Source organism: Conexibacter woesei DSM 14684 (genome assembly GCF_000025265.1).
In the GTDB taxonomy this organism is placed as follows: Bacteria; Actinomycetota; Thermoleophilia; order Solirubrobacterales; family Solirubrobacteraceae; genus Conexibacter; species Conexibacter woesei.
Map to the genome: position 1 here is coordinate 2,526,593 of NC_013739.1, position 20,206 is coordinate 2,546,798.

Annotated in this window: 20 protein-coding genes; 7 read left to right on the top strand and 13 right to left on the bottom strand. The window is 75.3% G+C overall.

The features are described 5' to 3' along the window. Positions 1–15: 15 nt before the first annotated feature. The 3 genes from CWOE_RS11885 to CWOE_RS33445 all read right to left on the bottom strand — a co-directional run bounded on the left by CWOE_RS11885 (position 16) and on the right by CWOE_RS33445 (position 4,280). A complete protein-coding gene (locus CWOE_RS11885) occupies positions 16–609 on the bottom strand; it encodes a dihydrofolate reductase family protein (protein WP_012933860.1) in 594 nt (197 codons plus the stop codon). Positions 610–723: 114 nt separating this feature from the next. Continuing rightward, positions 724–2,697 (bottom strand): FG-GAP-like repeat-containing protein, encoded by a 1,974-nt coding sequence (locus tag CWOE_RS11890; RefSeq protein WP_012933861.1) that lies wholly within the window; start codon positions 2,695–2,697, stop codon positions 724–726. Continuing rightward, positions 2,694–4,280 carry an Ig-like domain repeat protein gene (locus tag CWOE_RS33445; protein ID WP_012933862.1) on the bottom strand — a complete coding sequence of 529 codons (1,587 nt, stop codon included), beginning with the start codon at positions 4,278–4,280 and terminating at the stop codon, positions 2,694–2,696. Before CWOE_RS33445 ends, CWOE_RS11890 begins: the two co-directional genes overlap by 4 nt. A 258-nt stretch (positions 4,281–4,538) precedes the next feature. Between CWOE_RS33445 and CWOE_RS11900 the strand changes: the two genes are divergently transcribed. From CWOE_RS11900 to CWOE_RS11920, 5 genes are read left to right on the top strand one after another with little or no spacing between them, the layout of a single operon-like run. Beyond that, positions 4,539–6,395 carry a sensor histidine kinase gene (locus CWOE_RS11900; protein ID WP_012933863.1) on the top strand — a complete coding sequence of 619 codons (1,857 nt, stop codon included), beginning with the start codon at positions 4,539–4,541 and terminating at the stop codon, positions 6,393–6,395. Continuing rightward, a complete protein-coding gene (locus tag CWOE_RS11905) occupies positions 6,383–7,030 on the top strand; it encodes a response regulator transcription factor (protein ID WP_012933864.1) in 648 nt (215 codons plus the stop codon). Before CWOE_RS11900 ends, CWOE_RS11905 begins: the two co-directional genes overlap by 13 nt. Positions 7,031–7,070: 40 nt before the next feature. After that, on the top strand, positions 7,071–7,631 hold the full coding sequence (locus CWOE_RS11910) for a hypothetical protein (RefSeq protein WP_012933865.1): 561 nt from the start codon (positions 7,071–7,073) through the stop codon (positions 7,629–7,631). Then, positions 7,628–8,245 carry a hypothetical protein gene (locus CWOE_RS11915; protein ID WP_012933866.1) on the top strand — a complete coding sequence of 206 codons (618 nt, stop codon included), beginning with the start codon at positions 7,628–7,630 and terminating at the stop codon, positions 8,243–8,245. The genes CWOE_RS11910 and CWOE_RS11915 overlap by 4 nt, the downstream gene beginning before the upstream one ends. Further along, entirely contained in the window at positions 8,242–9,093 is an 852-nt protein-coding gene (locus CWOE_RS11920; RefSeq protein ID WP_012933867.1) for a hypothetical protein, read from the top strand. The genes CWOE_RS11915 and CWOE_RS11920 overlap by 4 nt, the downstream gene beginning before the upstream one ends. Before the next feature lie 60 nt (positions 9,094–9,153). Here CWOE_RS11920 and CWOE_RS11925 read toward each other — a convergent pair whose 3' ends face one another. Then, positions 9,154–11,298 (bottom strand): MMPL family transporter, encoded by a 2,145-nt coding sequence (locus CWOE_RS11925; RefSeq protein WP_012933868.1) that lies wholly within the window; start codon positions 11,296–11,298, stop codon positions 9,154–9,156. Between the two features lie 128 nt (positions 11,299–11,426). On the opposite strand from CWOE_RS11925, the gene CWOE_RS11930 reads away from it, so the two are divergent. Then, a complete protein-coding gene (locus tag CWOE_RS11930) occupies positions 11,427–12,134 on the top strand; it encodes a TetR/AcrR family transcriptional regulator (RefSeq protein WP_012933869.1) in 708 nt (235 codons plus the stop codon). An 82-nt stretch (positions 12,135–12,216) separates the two neighbouring features. Here the strand turns inward: CWOE_RS11930 and CWOE_RS11935 are convergent, their stop codons facing one another. Together CWOE_RS11935 and CWOE_RS11940 are read right to left on the bottom strand one after the other, a co-directional pair. After that, positions 12,217–12,981, bottom strand: a complete 765-nt coding sequence (locus CWOE_RS11935; RefSeq protein WP_012933870.1) for a L,D-transpeptidase — start codon at positions 12,979–12,981, stop codon at positions 12,217–12,219. Between the two features lie 24 nt (positions 12,982–13,005). Continuing rightward, positions 13,006–13,272, bottom strand: a complete 267-nt coding sequence (locus CWOE_RS11940; RefSeq protein ID WP_081425334.1) for an SgcJ/EcaC family oxidoreductase — start codon at positions 13,270–13,272, stop codon at positions 13,006–13,008. 110 nt (positions 13,273–13,382) lie between these two features. Between CWOE_RS11940 and CWOE_RS11945 the strand changes: the two genes are divergently transcribed. Beyond that, the gene (locus tag CWOE_RS11945; protein ID WP_012933871.1) at positions 13,383–14,408 is read left to right on the top strand and encodes an NADPH:quinone reductase; all 1,026 of its coding nucleotides are present in this window, start codon (positions 13,383–13,385) and stop codon (positions 14,406–14,408) included. A 48-nt stretch (positions 14,409–14,456) separates the two neighbouring features. Here the strand turns inward: CWOE_RS11945 and CWOE_RS11950 are convergent, their stop codons facing one another. The 7 genes from CWOE_RS11950 to CWOE_RS11980 form a co-directional block, all read right to left on the bottom strand. Next, the gene (locus CWOE_RS11950; RefSeq protein ID WP_012933872.1) at positions 14,457–15,254 is read right to left on the bottom strand and encodes an alpha/beta fold hydrolase; all 798 of its coding nucleotides are present in this window, start codon (positions 15,252–15,254) and stop codon (positions 14,457–14,459) included. A gap of 29 nt (positions 15,255–15,283) precedes the next feature. Further along, positions 15,284–15,727, bottom strand: a complete 444-nt coding sequence (locus CWOE_RS11955) for a PIN domain-containing protein (protein ID WP_012933873.1) — start codon at positions 15,725–15,727, stop codon at positions 15,284–15,286. Beyond that, positions 15,673–15,921, bottom strand: coding sequence for an AbrB/MazE/SpoVT family DNA-binding domain-containing protein (locus CWOE_RS30605; RefSeq protein WP_012933874.1), 249 nt, complete (start codon positions 15,919–15,921; stop codon positions 15,673–15,675). Before CWOE_RS30605 ends, CWOE_RS11955 begins: the two co-directional genes overlap by 55 nt. A 72-nt stretch (positions 15,922–15,993) precedes the next feature. Continuing rightward, complete coding sequence (locus tag CWOE_RS11965; protein WP_012933875.1) at positions 15,994–16,938, bottom strand: hypothetical protein; 945 nt, start codon at positions 16,936–16,938, stop codon at positions 15,994–15,996. Further along, positions 16,935–17,753: a MerR family transcriptional regulator gene (locus tag CWOE_RS11970; RefSeq protein ID WP_012933876.1), complete on the bottom strand. Its 819-nt coding sequence runs from the start codon at positions 17,751–17,753 to the stop codon at positions 16,935–16,937. The genes CWOE_RS11965 and CWOE_RS11970 overlap by 4 nt, the downstream gene beginning before the upstream one ends. 39 nt (positions 17,754–17,792) lie before the next feature. After that, positions 17,793–18,644, bottom strand: coding sequence for an META domain-containing protein (locus tag CWOE_RS11975; RefSeq protein ID WP_012933877.1), 852 nt, complete (start codon positions 18,642–18,644; stop codon positions 17,793–17,795). A 40-nt stretch (positions 18,645–18,684) separates the two neighbouring features. Beyond that, complete coding sequence (locus CWOE_RS11980) at positions 18,685–20,172, bottom strand: FAD-binding oxidoreductase (RefSeq protein ID WP_012933878.1); 1,488 nt, start codon at positions 20,170–20,172, stop codon at positions 18,685–18,687. Positions 20,173–20,206: the final 34 nt, after the last annotated feature.

A 20,206-nucleotide genomic window follows, 5' to 3' on the forward strand; every position in this document is an offset into this window, starting at 1 on the left:
CTGTCGCTGACCGGATCAGTCGCGCGCCGCTCTGTAGGTGCAGATCAGCACGCCGGTGCTCGTCGTCGCGGTCGAGACGAGCTCGAGCGTGCGTGCGCGGCCGTCGGCGGGGAAGACGCGCTTGCCGCCGCCGAGCAGGATCGGCTCGACCATCAGCACGTACTCGTCGACGAGGTCGTGCTCGACCAGCTGCGCGGCGAGCGACGCGCTGCCGATGACCTGGAGTCCGCCGCCGTCGCGAGCGCGCAGCTCCCTGATCGCGCCGATCGCGTCGCCGGCGGGCAGCAGCGTCGAGCGCGACCAGGTCAGGTCGTCGTCGCCGAGCGTGCGGGACGCGACGTACTTGGGGAGCGCGTTGAGGCGGTCGGAGTAGGGGTCGCCGCCGCGGCTCGGCCAGGCCGCGGCGGCCGCCTGCCAGGTGCGGCGGCCGAACAGCAGCGCGTCCGTGCGGGCCATCGCGGCGTCCAGGACCGGGCCCATCGCCTCGGGGTCGAAGAACTTCATCGACCAGCCGCCGTGGGCGAACCCGCCGTCGGTGTCCTCGCCGGGGCCGCCCGGTGCCTGCACGACGCCGTCGAGGCTCATGAACTCGCTGAGGATGATCTGCATCGCCGTTCCTTCGATCGGTTGCTCACAAGGGTGTTCCCTGTCTCTACGACCACGACGAAGCAGTTCGGGCGAAATCGACCGAGCGTCTACGCTGGCGCGTAGACGCTCGCATCGTCAGCGTCGTGCTGTCACGGTGACGCGCGCGCTGACCGGACGGGTGCCGGACGCCTTCGCGGTGAATGTCACGGTGAAGCTGCGGCCACGGCGGGCCGTCTTCGCGAGCGTGACGGTGAACGTCCGGCGCGCGCTGCGGCCGGCCGCGACGGTGCCGAGCCGGACGCAGCGGCCGGCGGCGAGCTGCCGTGCGCTCGTGCGAGGGCAGAGCGTCACCTTCTTGGCGGCCGCGCGGCCCGTGTTGCGGACCGTCACGGCAAGCCGCAGCCGCTTGCCGGGCGCGAGTGCGGCGCGCGCCGGCCGCGCGGCCAGCTTCAGCGCCGCGCCGCGACCGGTCGACCCGCCGCCGGAGCCGCCGCCCGCGCCACCTCTGCCGCCGCCGCCCGAGTCGCCACCGCCGCCGCCCGAGCCGCCACCGCTCCCGCCGCCGTCCCCGCCGCCGGGCGCGGGCGTGGCGGTCGCGGTCAGGGCGACCGTCGTCAGCGGCGTGCCGGGCGCGTCAGAGGCGATCTGGAGCGTCGCGCTGCGGGGACCGGCGGTGCGCGGGGTGAACGTGACGGCGACGTCGCAGTGCCCGCCGGCGGGGATCGGCCGGTCGCTGCAGCCGCTCGCGGCGAAGTCGGCGGCGTCGGCACCGGCGACCGCCAGGGATCCGATCCGCAGCCCGTGGTCGCCCGGGTTGGCGACGCGCACGGTTGCGCTCGCCGCCGGTCCGCCGGCCTGGTGGGAGCCGAGGTCGAGCGCGGGCGCGACGGCGATCGCCGGCTCGCCGTCGTTGGAAAGCACGAACAGTCGCGAGGGCGACGACACGCTCGTCGAGAGGACGTCGAGTCGGCCGTCGCCGTCGAGGTCGGCGATCGCTCCGGCGTTGAGATTCGCAGCCGTTCCGATCGGCTCCATCGCACTCGACAGGAGCCGCCCCGCGCCGTCGCCGAGCAGCGGCCAGACGCCCGCGCTCTCGCCGAGCGGGAGGGCGGCGTCGAGCCGGCCGTCACCGTCGAGGTCGCCGAGCGGCAGCGCGAACGGGGTCGCCGGGTTGAGCGTGGGAGGGCTCGCGAACGAGCCGGCCGGACCGACGCGGAAGCTGCCGTCGCCGTTGCCGAGCAGCACGCCGGCCGTCACCGTCTTGTCGCTCCCGCCCGGCGGGTAGACCGGCGAGACGAGGTCGAGCCGGCCGTCGCCGTCGAGGTCGCCGGCGCTCAGCGCGAACGTGCCGGAGCCGATCGCGTACGGGCTGCCCGCGGCTCTCGCGAAGCCGCCCGCGCCGTCGCCGCGCAGGACCGTGACGATGCCGCCGGGTGCGAAGACGTGCGCGACGGCGGCGTCGAGCCGGCCGTCGCCGTCGAAGTCGCGGACCGCGATCGCGCTCGGATACTGGCCGTCGAGCGGGACGACCGCGCCGAGCGGCGCGCCGAACGTGCCGTCGCGCGCTCCCCGCCGGACGACCAGCCGCGGCCCGAGTGGCGTCTCCAGCGGCAGCGCGAGGTCGAGCGCGCCGTCGCCGTCGAGGTCGGCGAGTCCGAAGCCGCCGGGGTATCCGGCGACCGGGACGGTGCTCGTCGGTCCGAAGCCGCCGTGACCGTCGCCGAGCAGGACGGCGACCGTCGCGCCGGCGGCGCGGGCCTGCAGCGCCACAACGTCGGCGTGGCCGTCGCGGTTCACGTCGGCGACGCGCAGCGGGCCGGCGTCGCTGCTGCCGAGCGCGCGCGGGCTGCCGGCGGCGTGGACGTAGCCGCCGCTGCCGTCGCGCAGCAGGATCGAGAGGTCGCCCGACTGGAGCGAGACCGCGATGTCGGTCCGCCCGTTCTCGTCGAAGTCGCCGACCGCGAGCCCGCTCTCGCTCCCGTGTCCCGAGCCGGGCAGCGGGATCGCGCTTCTCGTGAACGTGACGGCCTGCGCGGACGCGGCGAGGCCGAGCGGAAGGACGAGTGCGAGCAGGCCGGCGGCGAGCGCGCGCGACGGTGACGCCTTCATCGGGTTCCTGTCGTGTCGGTCAGCACGCGCAGGTAGCGGCGCTTGGGCGGGGAGAGGCGGCCGCTGCTCGTGTAGGCGCGGACCGTGATGCGGTAGAGCGCGGGCCGCAGCCGCAGTCTCAGCGTCAGTCTGCGCGCGAGCGCGGCGGCCGCGGCCTGCGTCCTGACCTCGCGCAGCCGCGCGACCGTCCGGTAGCGGCCGTCGAAGCGCCCGCTGCCGCCGGCTGCCGGGCAGCGCTCGCGGCCCGCCGTCCCGAGCGCCCGCTCGACCCGCACGCGCACGGCGCCCGCCCGCGCCGTCCGCAGCCGCAGCACGACGCGGACGCTCCCGTTCGCCGCCGGTCGCACGCAGCGGGCGGCGAGCGCGAGGCGCTCGATAGCCGGCTCCCGGACGGGCCGGGACGCGGGTGGGGGCGGCGGGGTGGGCGCTCTCGCCGGCGGGCTCCCCGCGGGCGTGACCGTGACCGCCGCGGACGCGGAGTCGCAGCGTGTCGCGATCGCCTCGTTGTTCGCGTCGCCGGGGTGGGAGAGGACCCAGCGGTAGGTGCCGGCGTGCGCGGGTCTGAACGACGCCGAGCGGTACGCGCCGTCGCCGGCGGCGTCGACCGCGGAGGAGAAGACGGGCGTCTGGACGCATCGCTCGTCGCCGGGGCCGTAGGCCGCGACGGCGAGCTTCCCGCCGATCTCGTAGCCGCCCGCGAGCGTGCCGGTCGCGTCGATCGAGCCGCCGACCGCGACGCCGGGCGACGCGGCGGCGGACAGCGTGGGCGTCGCCTTCGCTACGGCGACCTCGGCGCCGCACGCGGCGGCGGCCGCCTCGTTGTCGGCGTCGCCGGAGAACGTCGCGCTCCAGCGGTAGACGCCGGCGCGCGTGGGGGTGAGTGGAGCGGAGCTGTGCGCGCCCGCCTGGGCGACGGCGACCTCGTCGGTGAACGCGGGGCTCCGCGCGCACGTCGGGTCGTCCGGGCCGTAGAGCCGGAACGCGATCGTCCCGGCGGGGGCGAAGCCAGCCGACGCCGCAGCGGACGGCCGCGCCAGGCAGCCCCAGCCCTGGAGCCGCGTCACCTGCGGGCAGGCGTCGGCCGGCGCGCTCAACGTCGCGACCGCGTGGAGGGGCCGGCCGACGACGACGCCCGCCGAGGGCGCGAGCGCGAGCGCGCGTCTCGCCTTCGGGACGGTGACGGTGGCGGCCTGGGCGCCGCAGGCGCTCTGCGCCGCGCTGTTGCCGGCGTCGCCGCCGTAGCGCGCGACCCAGCGGTGGACGCCCGCGTGCTGGGGGCTGAACAGCCCAGAGGTGTACGTGCCGTTGCCGGAGACGGTGGCCGTGGAGGAGAAGACCGGCGTCCCGCCGCACTGCGCGTCGCCGGGGCCGTACAGCGCGAAGGCGACCTCACCGCTGGGGCTGGCGCCGCCCGCGAGCTGGCCGCTCGCGCGGGTCGAGCCGTCGGACAGGTAGCTCGACGCCGTCAGCGTCGGCGCCGCCTGCGCCGCCGCGACCGGCGCGAGCGCGAGCACGACGGCGGCGATCGGGGCGAGCGCGGAAGCCGTCCGCGCGCGCGTCATCCATGCCTTCACAGCCGTCACCTCGCTCGTCCTTGACGCCGGCTCGACTACGACGCCTGTCCGCCCGCGGCGAGCGGCGGGACAGGATCGGCGCCGAGCGGCCGATTCCAGTCATGGAGCGGATAAGCTCGCCCCGCGCGAGCGCGGCGGGAACCGCCGGCTCCGTCTCGCATGCCCTCAGCTCCCAGCGTACGAACGACGCACCAGTCCGGCAATGGACGCCAGTCCCCGCCGGCAGGGGACCTGAGTCCCGTCTCGCCGCGTCGTCGTGTCGCCACCGTGCGCCGGCAGCCGCGGTCGCTGGCACTGCTGCTCGGCGGCGCGATCGCCGCACTCGGCGCGATCGAGGGGGCGATCCTGCTCGACCAGCCGGGCGCACCGTGGGTGCTCGTGCTGTTCCCGCTCGCCGCGTGGACGTGGTTCGCGGCCGGGGCGGTCGCCTCGCTGCGCCGGCCGGGCAACCGAATGGGCGCGATCATGATCGCCGGCGCGCTGGTCTGGATCGCCGCGGGGCTCGCGAACGCGCCGCTTCCCGCGCTCGCTGCGGTCGGCCTGGTCGTCGCGAACCTGCCGCTGGCGCTCGTCGGGCACCTGCTCCACGCGTTCCCGTCCGGGCGGCTGCGCGGCGCCGCCAGCCGTGCGATCGTCGCCGGCCTCTACGGCGCGGCGCTGCTGCTGCACGCCCCGTCGTACCTGTTCCTCCCCGACGGCGCCGGCACGCCGCTCCAGGTCGCCGACCGGCCGGACCTCGCGCAGCTTGGCCAGACGGTCCAGGACGTCGTCGGCGGCGGCCTGATGATCGCGACCGCCGTCGTGCTCGCCATGCGGCTGCGCGGCGCGACCGCGCCGCAGCGGCGGGTGCTGGCGCCGCTCGCGATCTACGGGATCGCGACCGTCGTGCTCGTGCCGCTGCTCGGCCGGCTGAGCGGGCCGCTGTTCGGCGGCGACCCGATCGCGCTGTTCGCCGCGCAGGCCGCGCTGCTGATGCTCGTGCCGGTCGCGTTCGCGGGCGCGGTGCTGCGCGGCGGCTTCGCGCCGACCGCCGGGGTGCAGGAGCTGAGCGCGTGGCTCGGCGCCGAGGACGGCGAGCGCGCGACGCTGCGCGGCGCGCTCGCCGATGCGCTCGGCGACCCGTCGGTCGAGCTGGTCCTGTGGGTCGGCGAGCGCGACGGCTGGGTCGACGCGCACGGGCTTCCGGCGACGCTGCCCGACCCGCGCTCGGAGCGCGGCGTCGTCGCCGTCGATGTCGAGCGGCGGCGCGTCGGGGCGATCGTCTACGACGCGGTCCTGATCGCCGACGCCGAGCCGGTGCGCGACTCCGCCCGCGTGATCGCGCTCGCGCTCGACCGCGAGCGGCTGACCGCCGAGCTGATCGCCGGCCGCGAGCGGCTGCGGCGCTCCCGCGCGCGGATCGCCGCGGCCGCCGACGACGAGCGGCGGCGGATCGCGCGCGACCTCCATGACGGCGTCCAAGGTCGCCTCGTGCTGCTGGCGCTGCGCGCGAACGAGCTGGCGCGACGCGACGACAGCTCCGCGGCGGCGCGTGCCGACGCGGCCGAGCTGCGGCGCGAGCTCGACGGCGTGCTCGCCGCGCTCGGAGAGCTGGTGCAGGGCGTGCTGCCGGCTGCGCTGGTGGAGCGCGGGCTCGGCGCCGCGGCCGAGGACCTCGCCGACCGCATGCCGGTTCCGACCGTCGTGCACGCCGTCGGGGACCGCTTCCCGGCGGCGGTCGAGAGCGCCGGCTGGTTCGTGATGGCGGAGGCGCTCGCCAACGCCGTCAAGCACGCGCACGCGCGGACGCTGGAGGTGCGCGTCGAGCGGACGGCGGAGGGCGTGCGCGTCGAGGTGCGCGACGACGGCGTCGGCGGCGCCGGCGCGGGCGACCCGACCGGCGCGGGCGTGGGCGACCCCACCGGCGCGGGTGTGGGCGACCCGACCGGCGCCGGCGCGGGCGACCCGACTGGCGCGGGCGCGGGCGACCCGACTGGCGCGGGCGCGGGCGACCCCACCGGCGCGGGCGGGACCGGCCTGCGCGGGCTCGCCGACCGCGTCGACGTGCTCGGCGGCCGTCTCGCGGTCGAGAGCCCGCCGGGCGGCGGCACGCGGATCGTGGCGGAGGTCCCGTGCGGGTCGTGATCGGCGAGGACGAGGCGCTGCTGCGCGAGGGGCTGTCGCTCGTGCTCGAGCGCGCCGGCTTCGAGGTCGCCGCGCTCGCCGGCGACGCCGACGCGCTCGTGCGGGCGGTCGAGGAGGAGCGCCCGGACCTCGTCGTGACCGACATCCGGATGCCGCCGACGGGCACCGACGACGGTCTGCGCGCGGCGCTCGCGATCCGCGCGCGGCTGCCGGAGACGGCGGTGCTCGTGCTCTCCCAGCACGCCCAGCGCCGCTATGCGACCGACCTGCTCGCGCAGCGCTCGGCCGGCGTCGGCTACCTGCTCAAGCAGCGGATCGTGGAGGTCGACGCGTTCTGCGACGACGTGCGCCGGATCTGCGCGGGCGGGACGGTGCTCGACCCTGACCTGATCAGCACGCTGCTCGGCCGCGCCCGCCCGGACGACGACCCGCTGCACGGGCTCACCGCGCGCCAGCGCGACGTGCTTGCGCTGATGGCGGAGGGGCGCAGCAACGCCGCGATCGCCGACCGTCTGGTGATCACGGAGAAGGCCGTCGTCAAGCACGTCTCCAACGTCTACGAGCAGCTCGACCTGCCTCCGGACGCCGAGGACCATCGCCGCGTGCTGGCGGTCGTGCGCTACCTGGCGCAGTAGACCGGCGCATACGCAGGAAAGTGGTGCGATCCTCCGCGGCGTGGTTGCCGCATGGACGACACTGGAGTGGGCGAGCCTGGTGGTCGCGGCGATGGTCCCGCTCGTCGTGGGCGTGCTGGGCGCCGTCGTCGCGCGCTCGCTCAGACACGTGGAGGACGCGCAGTGGGGCAACCGCAAGCTGATCGAGCTGCGCCTGGAGCTGTACTCCGACATGGCGCTGCCGCTCAACGACCTGCTCTGCTTCTTCCGCTGCGTCGGCGACTACGCCGAGATCACGCCGCCTGAGGCGCTGAGACGCAAGCGGAGGCTCGACAAGTCGTTCTATGTCGGCGAGCACCTGATGAGCGGAGCGTTCGCCGCGGCCTATCACGCGTTCATGGAGGCGTGCTTCCTGACCTTCACGGCCCGCGCCGCTCCGGCGCAGCTGCGCGCGTCGATCAAGAAGCAGCGGGCGGAGCGCGAGCACTGGGAGCCCGCCTGGGACGTGCACCTGATCCCGGTAGACATGACGCCGACCGGCCTCGCCGAGATCAACGCGCGCTACAAGGCGCTGATGGCCGCGTTCCGTCGCGACATCGGGATCGGCGACGCGGAACGATGATCGTCCAGCGCGTCCTGAAGGGCATCTGCGGGATCGACGCGGCGACCGCGGAGGAGATCCTGCGCGAGACCGGCATCGTCTCGAACTGGTGGCGGGGGAAGGGCAGCGTGACGCCCGAGGAGGCGCTCGTCGAGCTGACGGAGCCGGCGCTGCTGCGGCATCTCAACGACTACGTCGCGTTCGGCCCGCAGACGCCGTTCATCTCGACGACGGCGGGGAGCGTCGTCCGCGACGCGAGCGGCGGCCGCAACGACGTCCTGACGGCCGATCACGTCGCGACCGACTTCGCGACGGACGGCTTCACGCGTGACGGCTGGGTCTTCTCCGGCTACGTCTTCACGCTCGGACGCAAGGCGGTCACGCAGGAGCCGTTCGCGGAGGAGGTGCGCGAGCTGCACGTCTACACGGACTACCTCAGATACCAGCCGGAAGGTGAGCTGGTGGCGAAGATCCAGATCCCGGCGGTGCAGCTCGAAGCGGCGTGGCCGGTCACCGCCGAGCCCGATCCGGCGAACCCGGGCGAATGGCTGTGGCCGAGCAGAGGCGCCGTCGTGCCGAACGACGGCGTCTACGTCGACCCGCTCGAGCTCGTCAACGTGCGCGAGGCGCTGTGAGCCTCGAACAGCTCAGCAAGGGGCTGGAGCTGGACGACAGCCGCCTGCTCGCGACCGCCAGCGCGACCGCCGACTACGCGCGCAGGCTCGCCGAGTCGGACGCCGGGGCGATCGGCGGCGGCGCGGCGGCGGCGCGAGATCGCACGCTGCTGCTCGCCAGCGCCTGCACGCGGGCGGCGAGCCTGTGGATGCTGATCGACGCCGGCCGCGCGGCGCCGTTGCTCGAGGACGCCGCGGACCTCCACGACGGCGCGGGCACCGGCTACGGCGACGTGCTGAGGATCTGCGCTGCGCCGCGCGCCGCGCCGCGCGCCGCGTCGCTGCGGCCGCTGTTCGAGGAGGACGTCTGGAACGCGCCGCCCGTCGCCGTCCTGCTGAACCTGCTCCACGGCATCGCGACGGGCGCCGTTCCGGCCGAGCTGTACGGCGATCTGCTGCGGGACCTGCCGTTCTCGCGCGTGCAGCCGTGGCTGCCGGTCGGCCGCCTGCGGATCCCGCTGGGGAGTTTCCTCGACCTCGGCGGCGAGCTGGCCGCGCTGCGCGGCGGCGAGGCGCACGCCGACAGCGAGCGCCTGCCGGCGACGGGAGCGTTCCTGCGGACCGTGGGGGAGGCGACGGGCGTCGCGATCGCCGACCGACACCATTGGCCGACGCTGCGCTCCGGCCTGCTGCCCGTCGAGCCGGAGGCCGCCGCGACGTGCGCGCTGGTCGAGTCGGTCGTCCGCGACCGGCTCGGCGGCTCGCTGCTCGATCTGCTCGACATCTCGCCGTACTCCCGCGACGCCGCTCCCGCGGTCGTCGCCCGCGCGCTGGTCGATCGCGGCGCGCCGGGAGCCGGCGCCGGCTGACGCTGCCGGAGCGCGCCTGCCCGGCGGCGAGGACCACCGCCGGGCGCTGGTGGTCGTGCGCTACTCGGCGCGGTAGACCGGCTCGACCGCGCGGGGCGCGGCGAGCCGCCGCGGGCTCCACCAGATCCTCTCGCCGAGCAGCCGCATCAGCGCGGGGACGAGGATCATGCGGACGATGATCGCGTCGATCAGGATCGCGGCGGCGAGGCCGATGCCGATCAGCTTCAGCATCACGTCGGGGCTGAGCGCGAAGGCGCCGAAGACCGAGACCATGATCGCGGCCGCGGCGACGATCACGCGCGCGGTCTTCGCGACGCCGGCGGTGACGGCGGCGCGCGCGTCGCCGAGCCGTTCGCGCTCCTCCTTGATGCGCGAGACGAGGAAGACCTCGTAGTCCATCGAGAGGCCGAAGAGGACGGCGAACATCATCACCGGGATGAACGGCGGCACCGGCAGGTCGGTGTCGATCCCGACGAGCTGCCCGGCCCAGCCGCCCTCGGCGACGAGCGCGACGACGCCGTAGGCGGCGGCGATCGAGAGGACCGTCATGACGCTCGCCTTCAGCGCGATCAGCGGGGCGCGGAACGCCGCGACGAGCAGCGCGAACGAGAGCAGGACGACGGCGCCGATGAACAGCGGGAGGCGGGCCGCGGTGACGTCGGACTGGTCGACGCTGGCCGCCGTCTGGCCGCCGAGGTCGACCTCGACGCCGGCGTCGGCGAGCGCGCCGTCGCGCAGACGGTCGACCAGCTCCTTCGTCGTCGCGGACTCGGGCGAGCCGGCGGGCGTGATCAGCAGCAGGGCGGTGTCGCCGGCGTCGTTGAACTGCGGCGGGGCGACGGCGACGACGTCGCGGTCGCGGCCGATCTCGGCGGCGAGCCGGTCGACCGCCGCGCGGTCGGACTGCCGCGGGACGCCGGCGACGGCGATCAGCGGGCCGTTCGCGCCCGGGCCGAACCCGTTGGCGATCAACGCGTACGCCTGGCGCGTGGTCGAGTCGGCCGGGTCGTTGCCGGCGTCGGGGAAGCCGAAGCGGATGCCGGTCAGCGGGCTGGTGAGGACGGCGAGCAGGATCAGCGAGACGGCGGTCGCCAGCAGCGGCCGGCGGGTGACCAGACGCGCCCAGCGGCCGGCGGGCGCCCGCTCGGGGTCGGCGGCGGGGCGGCCGAAGGAGAGCACCTGCCAGCGGTCGATGCGACGGCCGATCAGGCCGAGGATCGCGGGCAGCAGGGTGATCGACGCGGCCATCACGATCAGGACCGCGAGGCTGGAGGCGAGCGCGACGCCGTAGAGGTAGGGCAGGCGCATCAGGAACAGGCCGAGCAGCGAGACGACGACGGTCGCGCCGGCGGTCAGGACCGAGTGGCCGGCGGTCGACATCGCCTCGACGTTCGCGGCGCGCGGGTCCTTGCCGTCGTGGAGCGCGGCGCGGTAGCGGGTCAGGATCAACAGCGCGTAGTCGATGCCGACGCCGATGCCGATCATCAGCGAGACCTGCAGCGACCAGCCGGGCGTGTCGAGGACGGCGGCGAGCACACCGCCGAAGAGGACGGCGACGGTGACGCCGAAGAGCGCGACGAGCAGCGGCAGGCCAGCCGCGACGACGGTGCCGAACGTCAGCAGCAGGACGAGCGCGGCGACGGCGACGCCGACCAGCTCGGCGGTCATCGCGGGCTCGGTCTTCAACCCCGGCACGGCGCCGCCCATCGCGACCTCGACGCCGTCGCCGGAGGTCTGCTCGGCCAGCTCCGCGAGGTGCTCGCCGTCGGTCGCCTCCATCGCGGCCGAGGATCGGTTGAGCGGCAGCCGCACGACCGCCGTGCGGCCGTCGGGCGAGACCTGCGCGTCGCGCGCGGAGGCGCCCGGCACGACGCCGGGGATCCGCTCGGCCTCGTCGAGCAGGCGGTCGATGCGCGTCAGGACGGCCGGCGCGCTCGCGTCCTCGGCCTTCCAGACGACGTCGACCTGGTCGCCGGACCGACCCGCGAAGCGCTCGTCGAGCCGCTGCGCGGCGGCCTCGGAGTCCGAGCCTGGGGTGTTGTAGTCAGCGGTGAAGCTGCCGCCGAACGCTGTCATCGCGGCGATCGCGAGCACGAGGATCGCGAGCCAGCCGAGCAGCGTTCGGCGGCGGTGGACGAAGGCCGCGTCGGCGATGCGGCCGAGCAGGCCGGAGCCGCCCGTCTGAGGGGGAGGTGCGATGGACATGAGGTCTCCTGTCGTGGAGCGCGGGTGTGGCGCGGAGCGCAGTTCCGTTCCGCTCTCTCGTTCTTGTTAGAAGTTCTAGCAGAAGCAACAAGCCGTAATCAAGAAGTCATGGTGTTACGATTGTTCGCATGGAGACGCCGCCCCTCACCCGTCGCGAGCGCCTGCGCCTGCAGACGCGTGCCGAGATCCGGCAGCACGCGCTGGAGCAGGTCACCGCGGGCGGCGCCGCCGCGCTGTCGCTGAACGCGATCGGGAAGGCGATGGGGATGTCGGGCCCCGCGATCTACCGCTACTACGCCTCCCGCGAGGAGCTGCTCGCGGCGCTCGTCACCGACGGCTACGGCGAGCTGGCGCGGATCGTCGAGGAGGCCGCGGCAGCGGGTGCGCGTCGAACCCCCGCCCGTCGCCTGTCGCAGGCCGCCGTGGCGTACCGCGCCTGGGCGCTGGAGAACCCCTACCGCTATGAGCTGCTGTTCAGCGTGCGGCCGGAGGGCTACTCGGACCCGAGCGAGGCGATCGCCGCGATCCGGCCGGCGATGGTGGTGCTGCTGCAGTTGATCGGCGCGATCGCGGGCGAGGCCGGCGCATCCGGCTCGGCAACCGCGGCGGCCGGCGGCAAGCTCGACGCCCAGCTGACGCGCTGGGCGGCGGTGCGCCAGCAGGAGGGGGCGGGCGCCTCGATCGCGGTGCTGCGGCTCGGCGTCCTCACGTGGACCCGCATGCACGGGATCGTGACGCTCGAGCTGGCCGGCGTCGTCGGCGACATGGGCCTCGACGCCGGGCTGCTGGTGCAGGCGGAGCTGGACGCGGTCGTCGCGGCCGCGGCGGCCGGCTGACCGCCGGCGGGCCGCGGGCGCGCCGCGCCGCGCGCGAATAGGCGTCGCGGAGCTCGTCGCCGCGCGGGAGCGCGCCCCGAGCTCAGCCGCGGCTGACGCGGACGGGCGTGCCGGGCGGCAGCGTCCGCGCCATCCACGAGACCGGCCCGTTGTCGACGCGGATGCAGCCGTGCGAGCGGGCGCTGCCGAGCGGGTCGGCGAAGCTCTCGCCGGCGCGGCCGTGGATCGCGACGCGGCCCGGTCCGCCGCCGTAGCTCTCCAGCACGTTGGAGAGGCTCGTCAGCGACAGCGCCCAGGGACCGAGGAACGCGCGCGGGTCGGGCTGGCGGTTGCGCTCGTAGATCGCGGCGAGGCCGAGCGGCGTCGGCGTCGCCGGCGCGCCGATCACGGCCCGCGTGCGCAGCACGCGTCTCCCGCCGCGGGAGACCGTGACCGTGCGCGAGCGCAGGCCGACCTCGACCCAGTACCGCGTCGTGCCGAGCGTGACGTTGTCGCGCGGGACCCAGCCGGCGGAGCCGTTGGGACGCTCGGCCAGCAGCAGCTTCACCCACTCGACCCCGTCGCGCGTCGCCGCGTCGAGCACCAGCAGGATCTGCGGCTGCCCCGACCACGCCGTCGCGGTGCCGACCCGCCGCCCGTGCCGCGGCACGTCGAGTCTCGCGCGCGCGAACGACGGCGCGACGATCCGCGCGACGGTCGCCCCGTCCGCGCGCGACGGGGGCGCGACGCTGAAAGGCTGCACCTGCGTCGCGGCTGCCGCCGCGCTCGGTGCGGCGGCGCTGCCGGTGACGCCGGCCGTGCCCGCCAGCACGACGAGCACGAGCAGCAGCAGCCTTCGCGACGACATGCGACCCAACGTTACCGGTGCCCGCTACGCGTCGAGCACCTGCGTGTTCTGGTTCGCGACCAGTCGCCACTGCCCGTCCTCCTTGGACATGACGAACAGCGGCGTGCCCTCGCCGGTCTCCTCGTCGTTGGAGCCGTCCGCCTTGAGGTACCACTGGCGCACCTTGACGGCGGCGACGTCGGGCCGGATGAAGAGGACGTGGACGATCTCGAATCTGACCGTCAGGTCGGTCATCGCGCCGGGAAGGACCTTGTGCGTGAACGCCGCGATCTCGTCGCGGCCGACCAGCAGCTTGCCGGCTGCCGAGCAGCCTAGATCTTAAAGTGCGCTTGAAGTCAAGCGAGCGGCGGCGCGCCCTCACGCTACCCTCGAAGCTCCTTGACCGAAAGCGAGTGCGCGTGATGAAGGCAATCGTCTACACCAAGACCGGCGACCCGTCGGTGCTGACCCTCGTCGAGCGGGAGGCACCGGTTCCGGGCGAGGGCGAAGTGCGCGTCCGCGTCGCCGTCTCAGGCGTCAATCCGACGGACTGGAAGACGCGCGGCGGGGCCGGCCCGGAGGGCGCGATGCCGCATCCGGAGATCGTCCCGAACGTCGACGGCGCAGGCGTCGTCGACGCCGTCGGCGCGGGCGTCTCGCACGTCGCGGCAGGCGACCGCGTGTGGTTCTTCCTCGCCGGCTTCGCGCACGCCGCCGGCGGGAGCGCGCAGGAGCTGACGGTGCTGCCCGGCGAGCGCGTCGTGCCGCTGCCCGACGGCATCGGCTTCGACGCCGGCGCGAGCATGGGCGTGCCGGCGATGACGGCCCATCGCGCGCTGACCGTCGCCGAGGGCGGCCCGGAGCGGCTCGCGCCCGGCGCGCTGGCGGGGAGGACCGTGCTCGTCGCCGGCGGCGCCGGCGCGGTCGGCCACGCGGCGATCCAGCTCGCGCGCTGGGCCGGCGCGACGGTGATCACGACGATCAGCAGCCCGGAGAAGGCGCGCCTCGCGCAGGCCGCCGGCGCCCACCATGCCGTCAACTACCGCGAAGGCGGGACGGCGGAGCGGATCCGCTCGCTCGCGCCCGGCGGCGTCGACCTCGTCGTCGAGGTCGCCCCAGGGCCGAACGCAGCGTTGAACGCAAAGGTGCTCGCCAACCACGGCGCGGTCGCCGTCTACGCGACCGACGGGGGCGACACGATCGCGCTCCCGATCGTCCCGGCGATAGTCGCGAACGTGCGCTACCAGTTCCTGCTGCTCTACACGATCCGCCCGGACGCGCTGGCGGCCGCCGTCGAGGACGTCACCGCGGCGCTGCGCGACGGCGCCCTGCCCGTCGGCGAGGATGCCGGCCTGCCGCTGACGCGCTTCCCGCTCGCGCGCACCGCCGACGCGCACGCGGCGGTCGAGGGCGGCGCCGTCGGCAAGGTCGTGATCGACGTCGGCTGAGCGGAAGCCGCGCGGCGCCGCGCCCGCGCCGCGCGGCGCCGCGCCCGCTCACGCGAGGAACGCGCCGAGCGCCTCGCCGCGCAGCCGCCGGTCGCGCGTCACGGTGACGTGGCCGCGGCCGGGGATCACGTGCAGCTCGCTGCGCGGGATCAGCCGCGCCGTCTCCTCGAACAGCGCCGGGCTGTAGAAGCGGTCGTCGCGGCCGGCGACGATCAGCGTCCGCGCGGCGATCGGCGTGCGGCACGCCGCGAGATCGAACGCGTCCTCGGCCTCGATCGTCGTCGCCATGTCGTCCAGCTCCCGCGGGTCACGGACGAGCGCCGGCCCGAGCAGCCAGCCGAGCGCGCCGAGCGCGACCTGTCCGCGGCGCGGCGGGACCAGGTCGGCCGCCATCACCGCGAATGCGCGACGCCGCGCGCCGGCGCGGATCCGCGCGGCGACCTGGCGCTGGGCGCGGCGCCCGTGCGGCCCGAGCCGGCACGCGCTGCTGATCAGCACGAGCCGCCGCACGACGTCGGGGTGGTCGGCCGCGAGCTGCTGCGCGATGCTGCCCCCGGTCGAGCTGCCGAGCACGTCGACCGGGGCTGCCAGCCCCGCACGGATCGCCTCGGCGTGCTCGGCGGCGAGCTGCGCCATCGTCATCCCGCGCGGTAGCCGGCTGCGGCGGTTGAGCAGGACGAGCCGGCGCCGCCGCGCGAGCCCGGCGAGCGGGGCGAGCGACGCGCGCACGGTCCCGTCGCCACCGACCCCTGTGACCGGCGAGAGGCCGGCGAGCACGACGACCGGGTCGCCCGTCCCCACCGCGGCGAACGGATAGCGCCCCAGCTCACCGCGTGCGACCTCCATGCCGTGGAGTCTGCCAGCCCGCGGCGGGACTACGGCGCGAGCCGTGTGACGCTCGCGACGCGGTCGACTGCTCTGTCGAACGTCAACACCGCGCCGACGCCGGTCATCTCGGCCTGCGCCACGAGGTATGCCTCCGCGAAGTCCAGGCGATCGTGCTCGTAGATCTCCAGCGCCCGACGCAGGAGCGAAGCGTCGATCACGCTGACCGACGACAACGCGATCGCCGCCCGCATCAGCTCCGCGATTCGCGCTCTCTCGACCTCGTAGAACGACTGCAGCACGTAGACGCACTCGGCGACGACAAGGTCGGCGAGCAGCAGGCGGTCGGCGTTCGCCAGGGCCGCCGTGGCGCGAGCGGCCTGCTCCGGTGGGTCGCCGGTCAGGTGACGGATGATGACGTTGGTGTCGAGAAACGCGATCAGGAGGCCCGCTCCACACGCGCGCGCCGCGACTGCCGCAGCACCTCGTCCCACGCCGTCCCGCGCTTGCCCTCGGGCACGCTCACCGTCCCGGCGAGGTCGAGGAAGTCCGGCGTCTTCGCCACGACCGCCCGCTTGCGCTCGACGCGGAAGAGGATCTCGTCCCCCTCATGCAGGTCGAGCGCGTCACGCACCGCCTTTGGGATCGTGACCTGGCCCTTCGATGTCAGACGCGCAGAGGATTCCACCAGATGCTCCTTACATTCTCCGCCTTGTAAGGACAGAGCGTACCAACGCCCACCGAGGTGCCGCGCGCGTGCTCAGCGCCCGCGCTCCAGCGCCTCGCGCAGCTGCTCGTACGTCGGCGCGAGCAGCCGCAGCACGGCGGCGGCTGCCGCACCGTCGCCGACGGCGAGCGGGTGCTGGAGCGCGCCGATCAGCCGCGCCTGCTCGGCCGCGATTCGCGCCGGCTCGGGGTACCCGGCGCGCGCGAGACACGTCGCGGCGTCGCCACCGCGCCGCGCGCCGACCTGGACCGCGAAGTCGATCAGGTGCTCGCGCAGCGGCTCCTCGCAGCCGTGCTCGATGAGCGCCGCGAGGCGCTCGGCGGCGTCGCCGTTGCCGACGCTTCCTGCCGGCAGCGCGCGGGCGCGGTCCGCCGGCAGGTCCGCTGACAGCCAGCGGATCGCGGCGGGGACCGACGCCCGGACGGCGTCGACCTCGGAGACGTCCGCGACCCGCTCGAAGCCGGTGCGCAGCGTGTAGGGCGCGCCGTAGTCGGTCGTCTCCGCCCGCCACGCCGCGAGGAAGTCGCCGAGCGGGAGGGTGGCGTACGGATAGCCCTGCGGGTCGTGCATCAGCACGCGCTCGTCGTCCACGGCGAGGACGACGACGTAGTGGTCGGCGCCGATCGGGCCGGTGATCCCCGGCTGGTGGCGCAGGTGGCCCATCTCGACGGGGCCGACCCACACGGGGCCGTCGGCGAGCGCCGCGCGCAGGCGGTCGAGCGCCGTGCCGGCGTCGCCGCCCGAGGAGACCTCTGAGGTCCAGCCGAGCGCGGCCAGCGCGTCGTCGAAGCCGGCCTCGGGATCCCAGCCGTAGGGGTCGAAGAACGGCAGTCTGCCGCCGACGAGCTGCATCCCGAACGGGCTGCAGGTGGCGGTCTCGATCACCGCGACGGCCGGCGCCTCGGCGCCGAACAGCATCGCGAACGAGTTGGCGTAGCAGTACGGGCCGGAGCCGACGTAGGGGACGTGCGCGCTCATGGGCGCTCCGCGGCGTCGAGCGGGTAGGCGACGTCGAAGAGCGTGCCGCCGCTGCCGGGGTAGCGCTCGTACGGGCTCTCGCCCCAGCTGACGTCCTCGCGCGCGTCCAGCCACGCCTCGACCGCGTCGTAGACGCGCAGCACGAGCGGGAAGTCCTCGTACGCGGCGGGGACCGGCACGTACGCCGCGCGATGCGCGGGCTGCAGCCGCAGGCGCAGGTCGCCGGCGGGCTCGACGCTCCCGTCGTAGTCGACCGCGACCTCGATCAGCCGCTCGCCGTCGCGCGAGACCGGCTCGTGGAAGTGGACGCTCATCGGCCCGTCGCCGGGCAGCCCGGAGGCGCGCAGATGCGCGCGGATCTCGGTCTCGGCGGCGAGCGTCACATCTTCGAGCTGCTCGACGCTCACGTGCCGCTGCTGGTAGACGACCTTGCACGCCGCCACGTCGCGCACGCCGACGGCCGCCGTCAGGTCCGGCTCGCCGCCGTCCACCTGCCGCGCGAGCGCCTCGACCAGCTCGGTCTGATCGGCGAGGCGGTCGTGCTGCCCCTGCAGCCAGCTCTGCAGCTCGATCACGCGCGTCGCCGGCGTCAGCTCCAGCAGCTGCGCGACGCGCGCCATCGGCAGCCCGAGCCGCCGCAGCCTGGCGATCAGCCGTGCGCGCGGCACCTGATCGCGCGCGTAGTAGCGGTAGCCGGTGTCCGGGTCGATATACGCCGGCACCAGCAGGCCCTGGTCGGCGTACAGCCGCAGCGCCTTCGGCGACAGCCGTGCGGCGGCCCCGAACCGCCCGGCGAGCAGGTGGGAGTCGGTCATCGGGTGGAGTGTGGGGGTCGCCCTTGGGGCGAGGTCAAGTCAGCCGGCTGCGAACGACAGGCGGCGTCCGTCCTTGGAGAGCGTCAGCTGCGCTCCCTCGAAGCCGGCCGCGACCTCGCCGTCGAGGATCGCGGTGACGGTCGCCTCGACGTCCGCCGCCGGCTCCGCGCACGCCTTCCGCGTCAGCGCGAACTCGTCGAAGACGACGAAGCCGTCGTCGCGCACCGTCGCCGCCGCGCTGCCGCTGTTGCAGCCGGTGAACAGCTCCGCGCGGCCCTCCTTGGTGATCCGCAGCGTCGGCGGCTCGACGCCCGCCGGCACGCTGGAGACGGTCGCGCCGTCGCCGATGCTCTCGAGTCTCCAGCGCGTGCCGACGATCGGCGGCGGCGCGCCGCTGGAGGAGCCCTCGGTCAGCCCGATCGTCGCCCGCTCGCCGCGCAGCGTCAGCCGCTCGCCCGCGAGCGCGAGCGTGGGGCCGGCGGCGAGGAAGTCGCTGAGCCAGTCGTCCTGCCGCATCAGCGCCGGTGCGCAGCCGATCATCGTCCGCTGCGGCTCGCCGCGCAGCCGCAGGCGGCCGTCCGCGACCGTGTAGCCGGCGCCGAGCGTGTTGCAGCCGGCGCGCGCGCCGAGCGTGCCGTCCTCGAACGACAGCGTCAGCTCGCTGCCGTGCACGAGTCTGCGACCGCGGACGGCGCGCGCGACGAAGCTGCGCCCGTCGAGCGCGTCGGCGGTCGGCGCCGGCTCCGGTGCGCCCGCGGAGCCCGTGCCCACGCCGGAGCCCGTACCGGTCCGCGGCGTCGTCCCGTCGGCGTCGTCGCTGCTGCCGCAGCCGGCGAGCGCGGCGGCGAGGACGAGCACGACGGAGACGGCGAGGGCGATCGGCTGGCGCATCGGCGCGAGGATAGCGGTCCCCGCGCGGCGCCCGGCGCCGCTAGACGCCCTGCCGGAACGAGAACAGGTCGTCGGGGTCGACGCGCCGCTTGACTGCCGCCAGCCGCTCGAAGTTTGAGCCGTAGTAGGCGCGTCTCCAATCGCGCTGCGAGCGGTCGATGAAGTTCTGGTAGGCCGAGCCCGAGACGTGCGGGCGCAGCTCCTCGGCGAAGCCGCCGAGCCAGTCGAGGTTGCGGGCGACCGTCGAGCGCGAGTCGCGCGCCGTCCAGGATGCGTCGTACGCCATCAGCCAGCTCGCGTGGCGGTGGACGAACGCCGTCGCCCCCGCCGGCACGCGGCCGATCCGCCCGCCCCACGCGTAGAGCGCGACGCCGCCGCCGTCGGCGTTCGTGCTGCCCGGGTAGCGTCTGACGCCGCGGGCGATCACGTCGAGCGCCTGCTCGGTCAGCGGCCCCTCGACGAAGCTCGACTTGACCGCGAAGCGGTCGACCGGCGTGTTGTGGAAGAAGTGGTCCTTCGCCTGCCAGAAGGTGCGTCTGGCGATCAGCGATCTGCGCGGTCTGGCGACGGCGAGCACCGGCGCGAGCAGCTCGCGCAGCTGCGCGACCGGCCCGAACAGCTGACCGAGCGCGGTCACCGTCGGCGCGTCGCGGCCGTTGCTGCCCATGCCCATCCGACACGAGAGCGTGTGGGGCGCGTCGCGCATCATCGTCTCCAGCGCGAGCATCACCTTCGGCGCGTGCTCGGCGTCCCACGTGAGGTCGTAGAGCCCGACCGAGGAGACCGGCGAGGTGCGGAAGCGGAACTGCGTGCTGATGCCGAAGTTGCCGCCCCCGCCGCCGCGCAGCGCCCAGAAGAGGTCGGGATGACGGTCGCGCGTGATCCGCAGGATCCTTCCGCTCGCGGTCACGAGCCGCGTCTCGACGAGGCTGTCGCGCGTCAGCCCGAGCGCCCGCGAGGAGAAGCCGAAGCCGCCGCCGAGCGCCAGTCCGCCGATCCCGACGGTCGGGCAGCGGCCGGCGGAGATCGCGACGTCGTAGGGCTGCAGCGCGGCGTAGAGGCCGGTGTTGCGCGCGCCCGCCTGCGCGAGCACCGTCCCGGCCTCGTCGTCGACGCGCACGCTGCGCATCGCGCCGAGGTCGATCAGCAGGCCGCGCGTCGTCGAGTAGCCGGCGTAGCTGTGGCCGCCGGAGCGGGCCGCGAGCGGGACGTCGTGCTCGCGCGCCCACACGACCGCCTCGCGCACGTCGTCCTCGCCGGTGCAGCGCGCGATCCCGGCCGGCGTCGTGTCCGCGTAGCGCCGGTTGAAGGGGAGGCTCGCGCGGGCGTAGCCGGCCTCGCCGGGCCGCAGCACGCGACCGCGCAGCCGGCGCTCCAGCTCGCGCCAGGCGCGCTCGCTGACGCGGGCGCCGGTGGCGGCGCGGCGTGACCGCGCGGGGGCGGCGACCGCCTGCTGGAGCGGGAGCTGCGACGCGGCAGCGGCGGCTGCGGCCGAGCGCAGGAACTGGCGGCGCGTGCTCGCGGTCATACCGCCGTTGTCGGCGGGGCCGGCCGGCGACTTG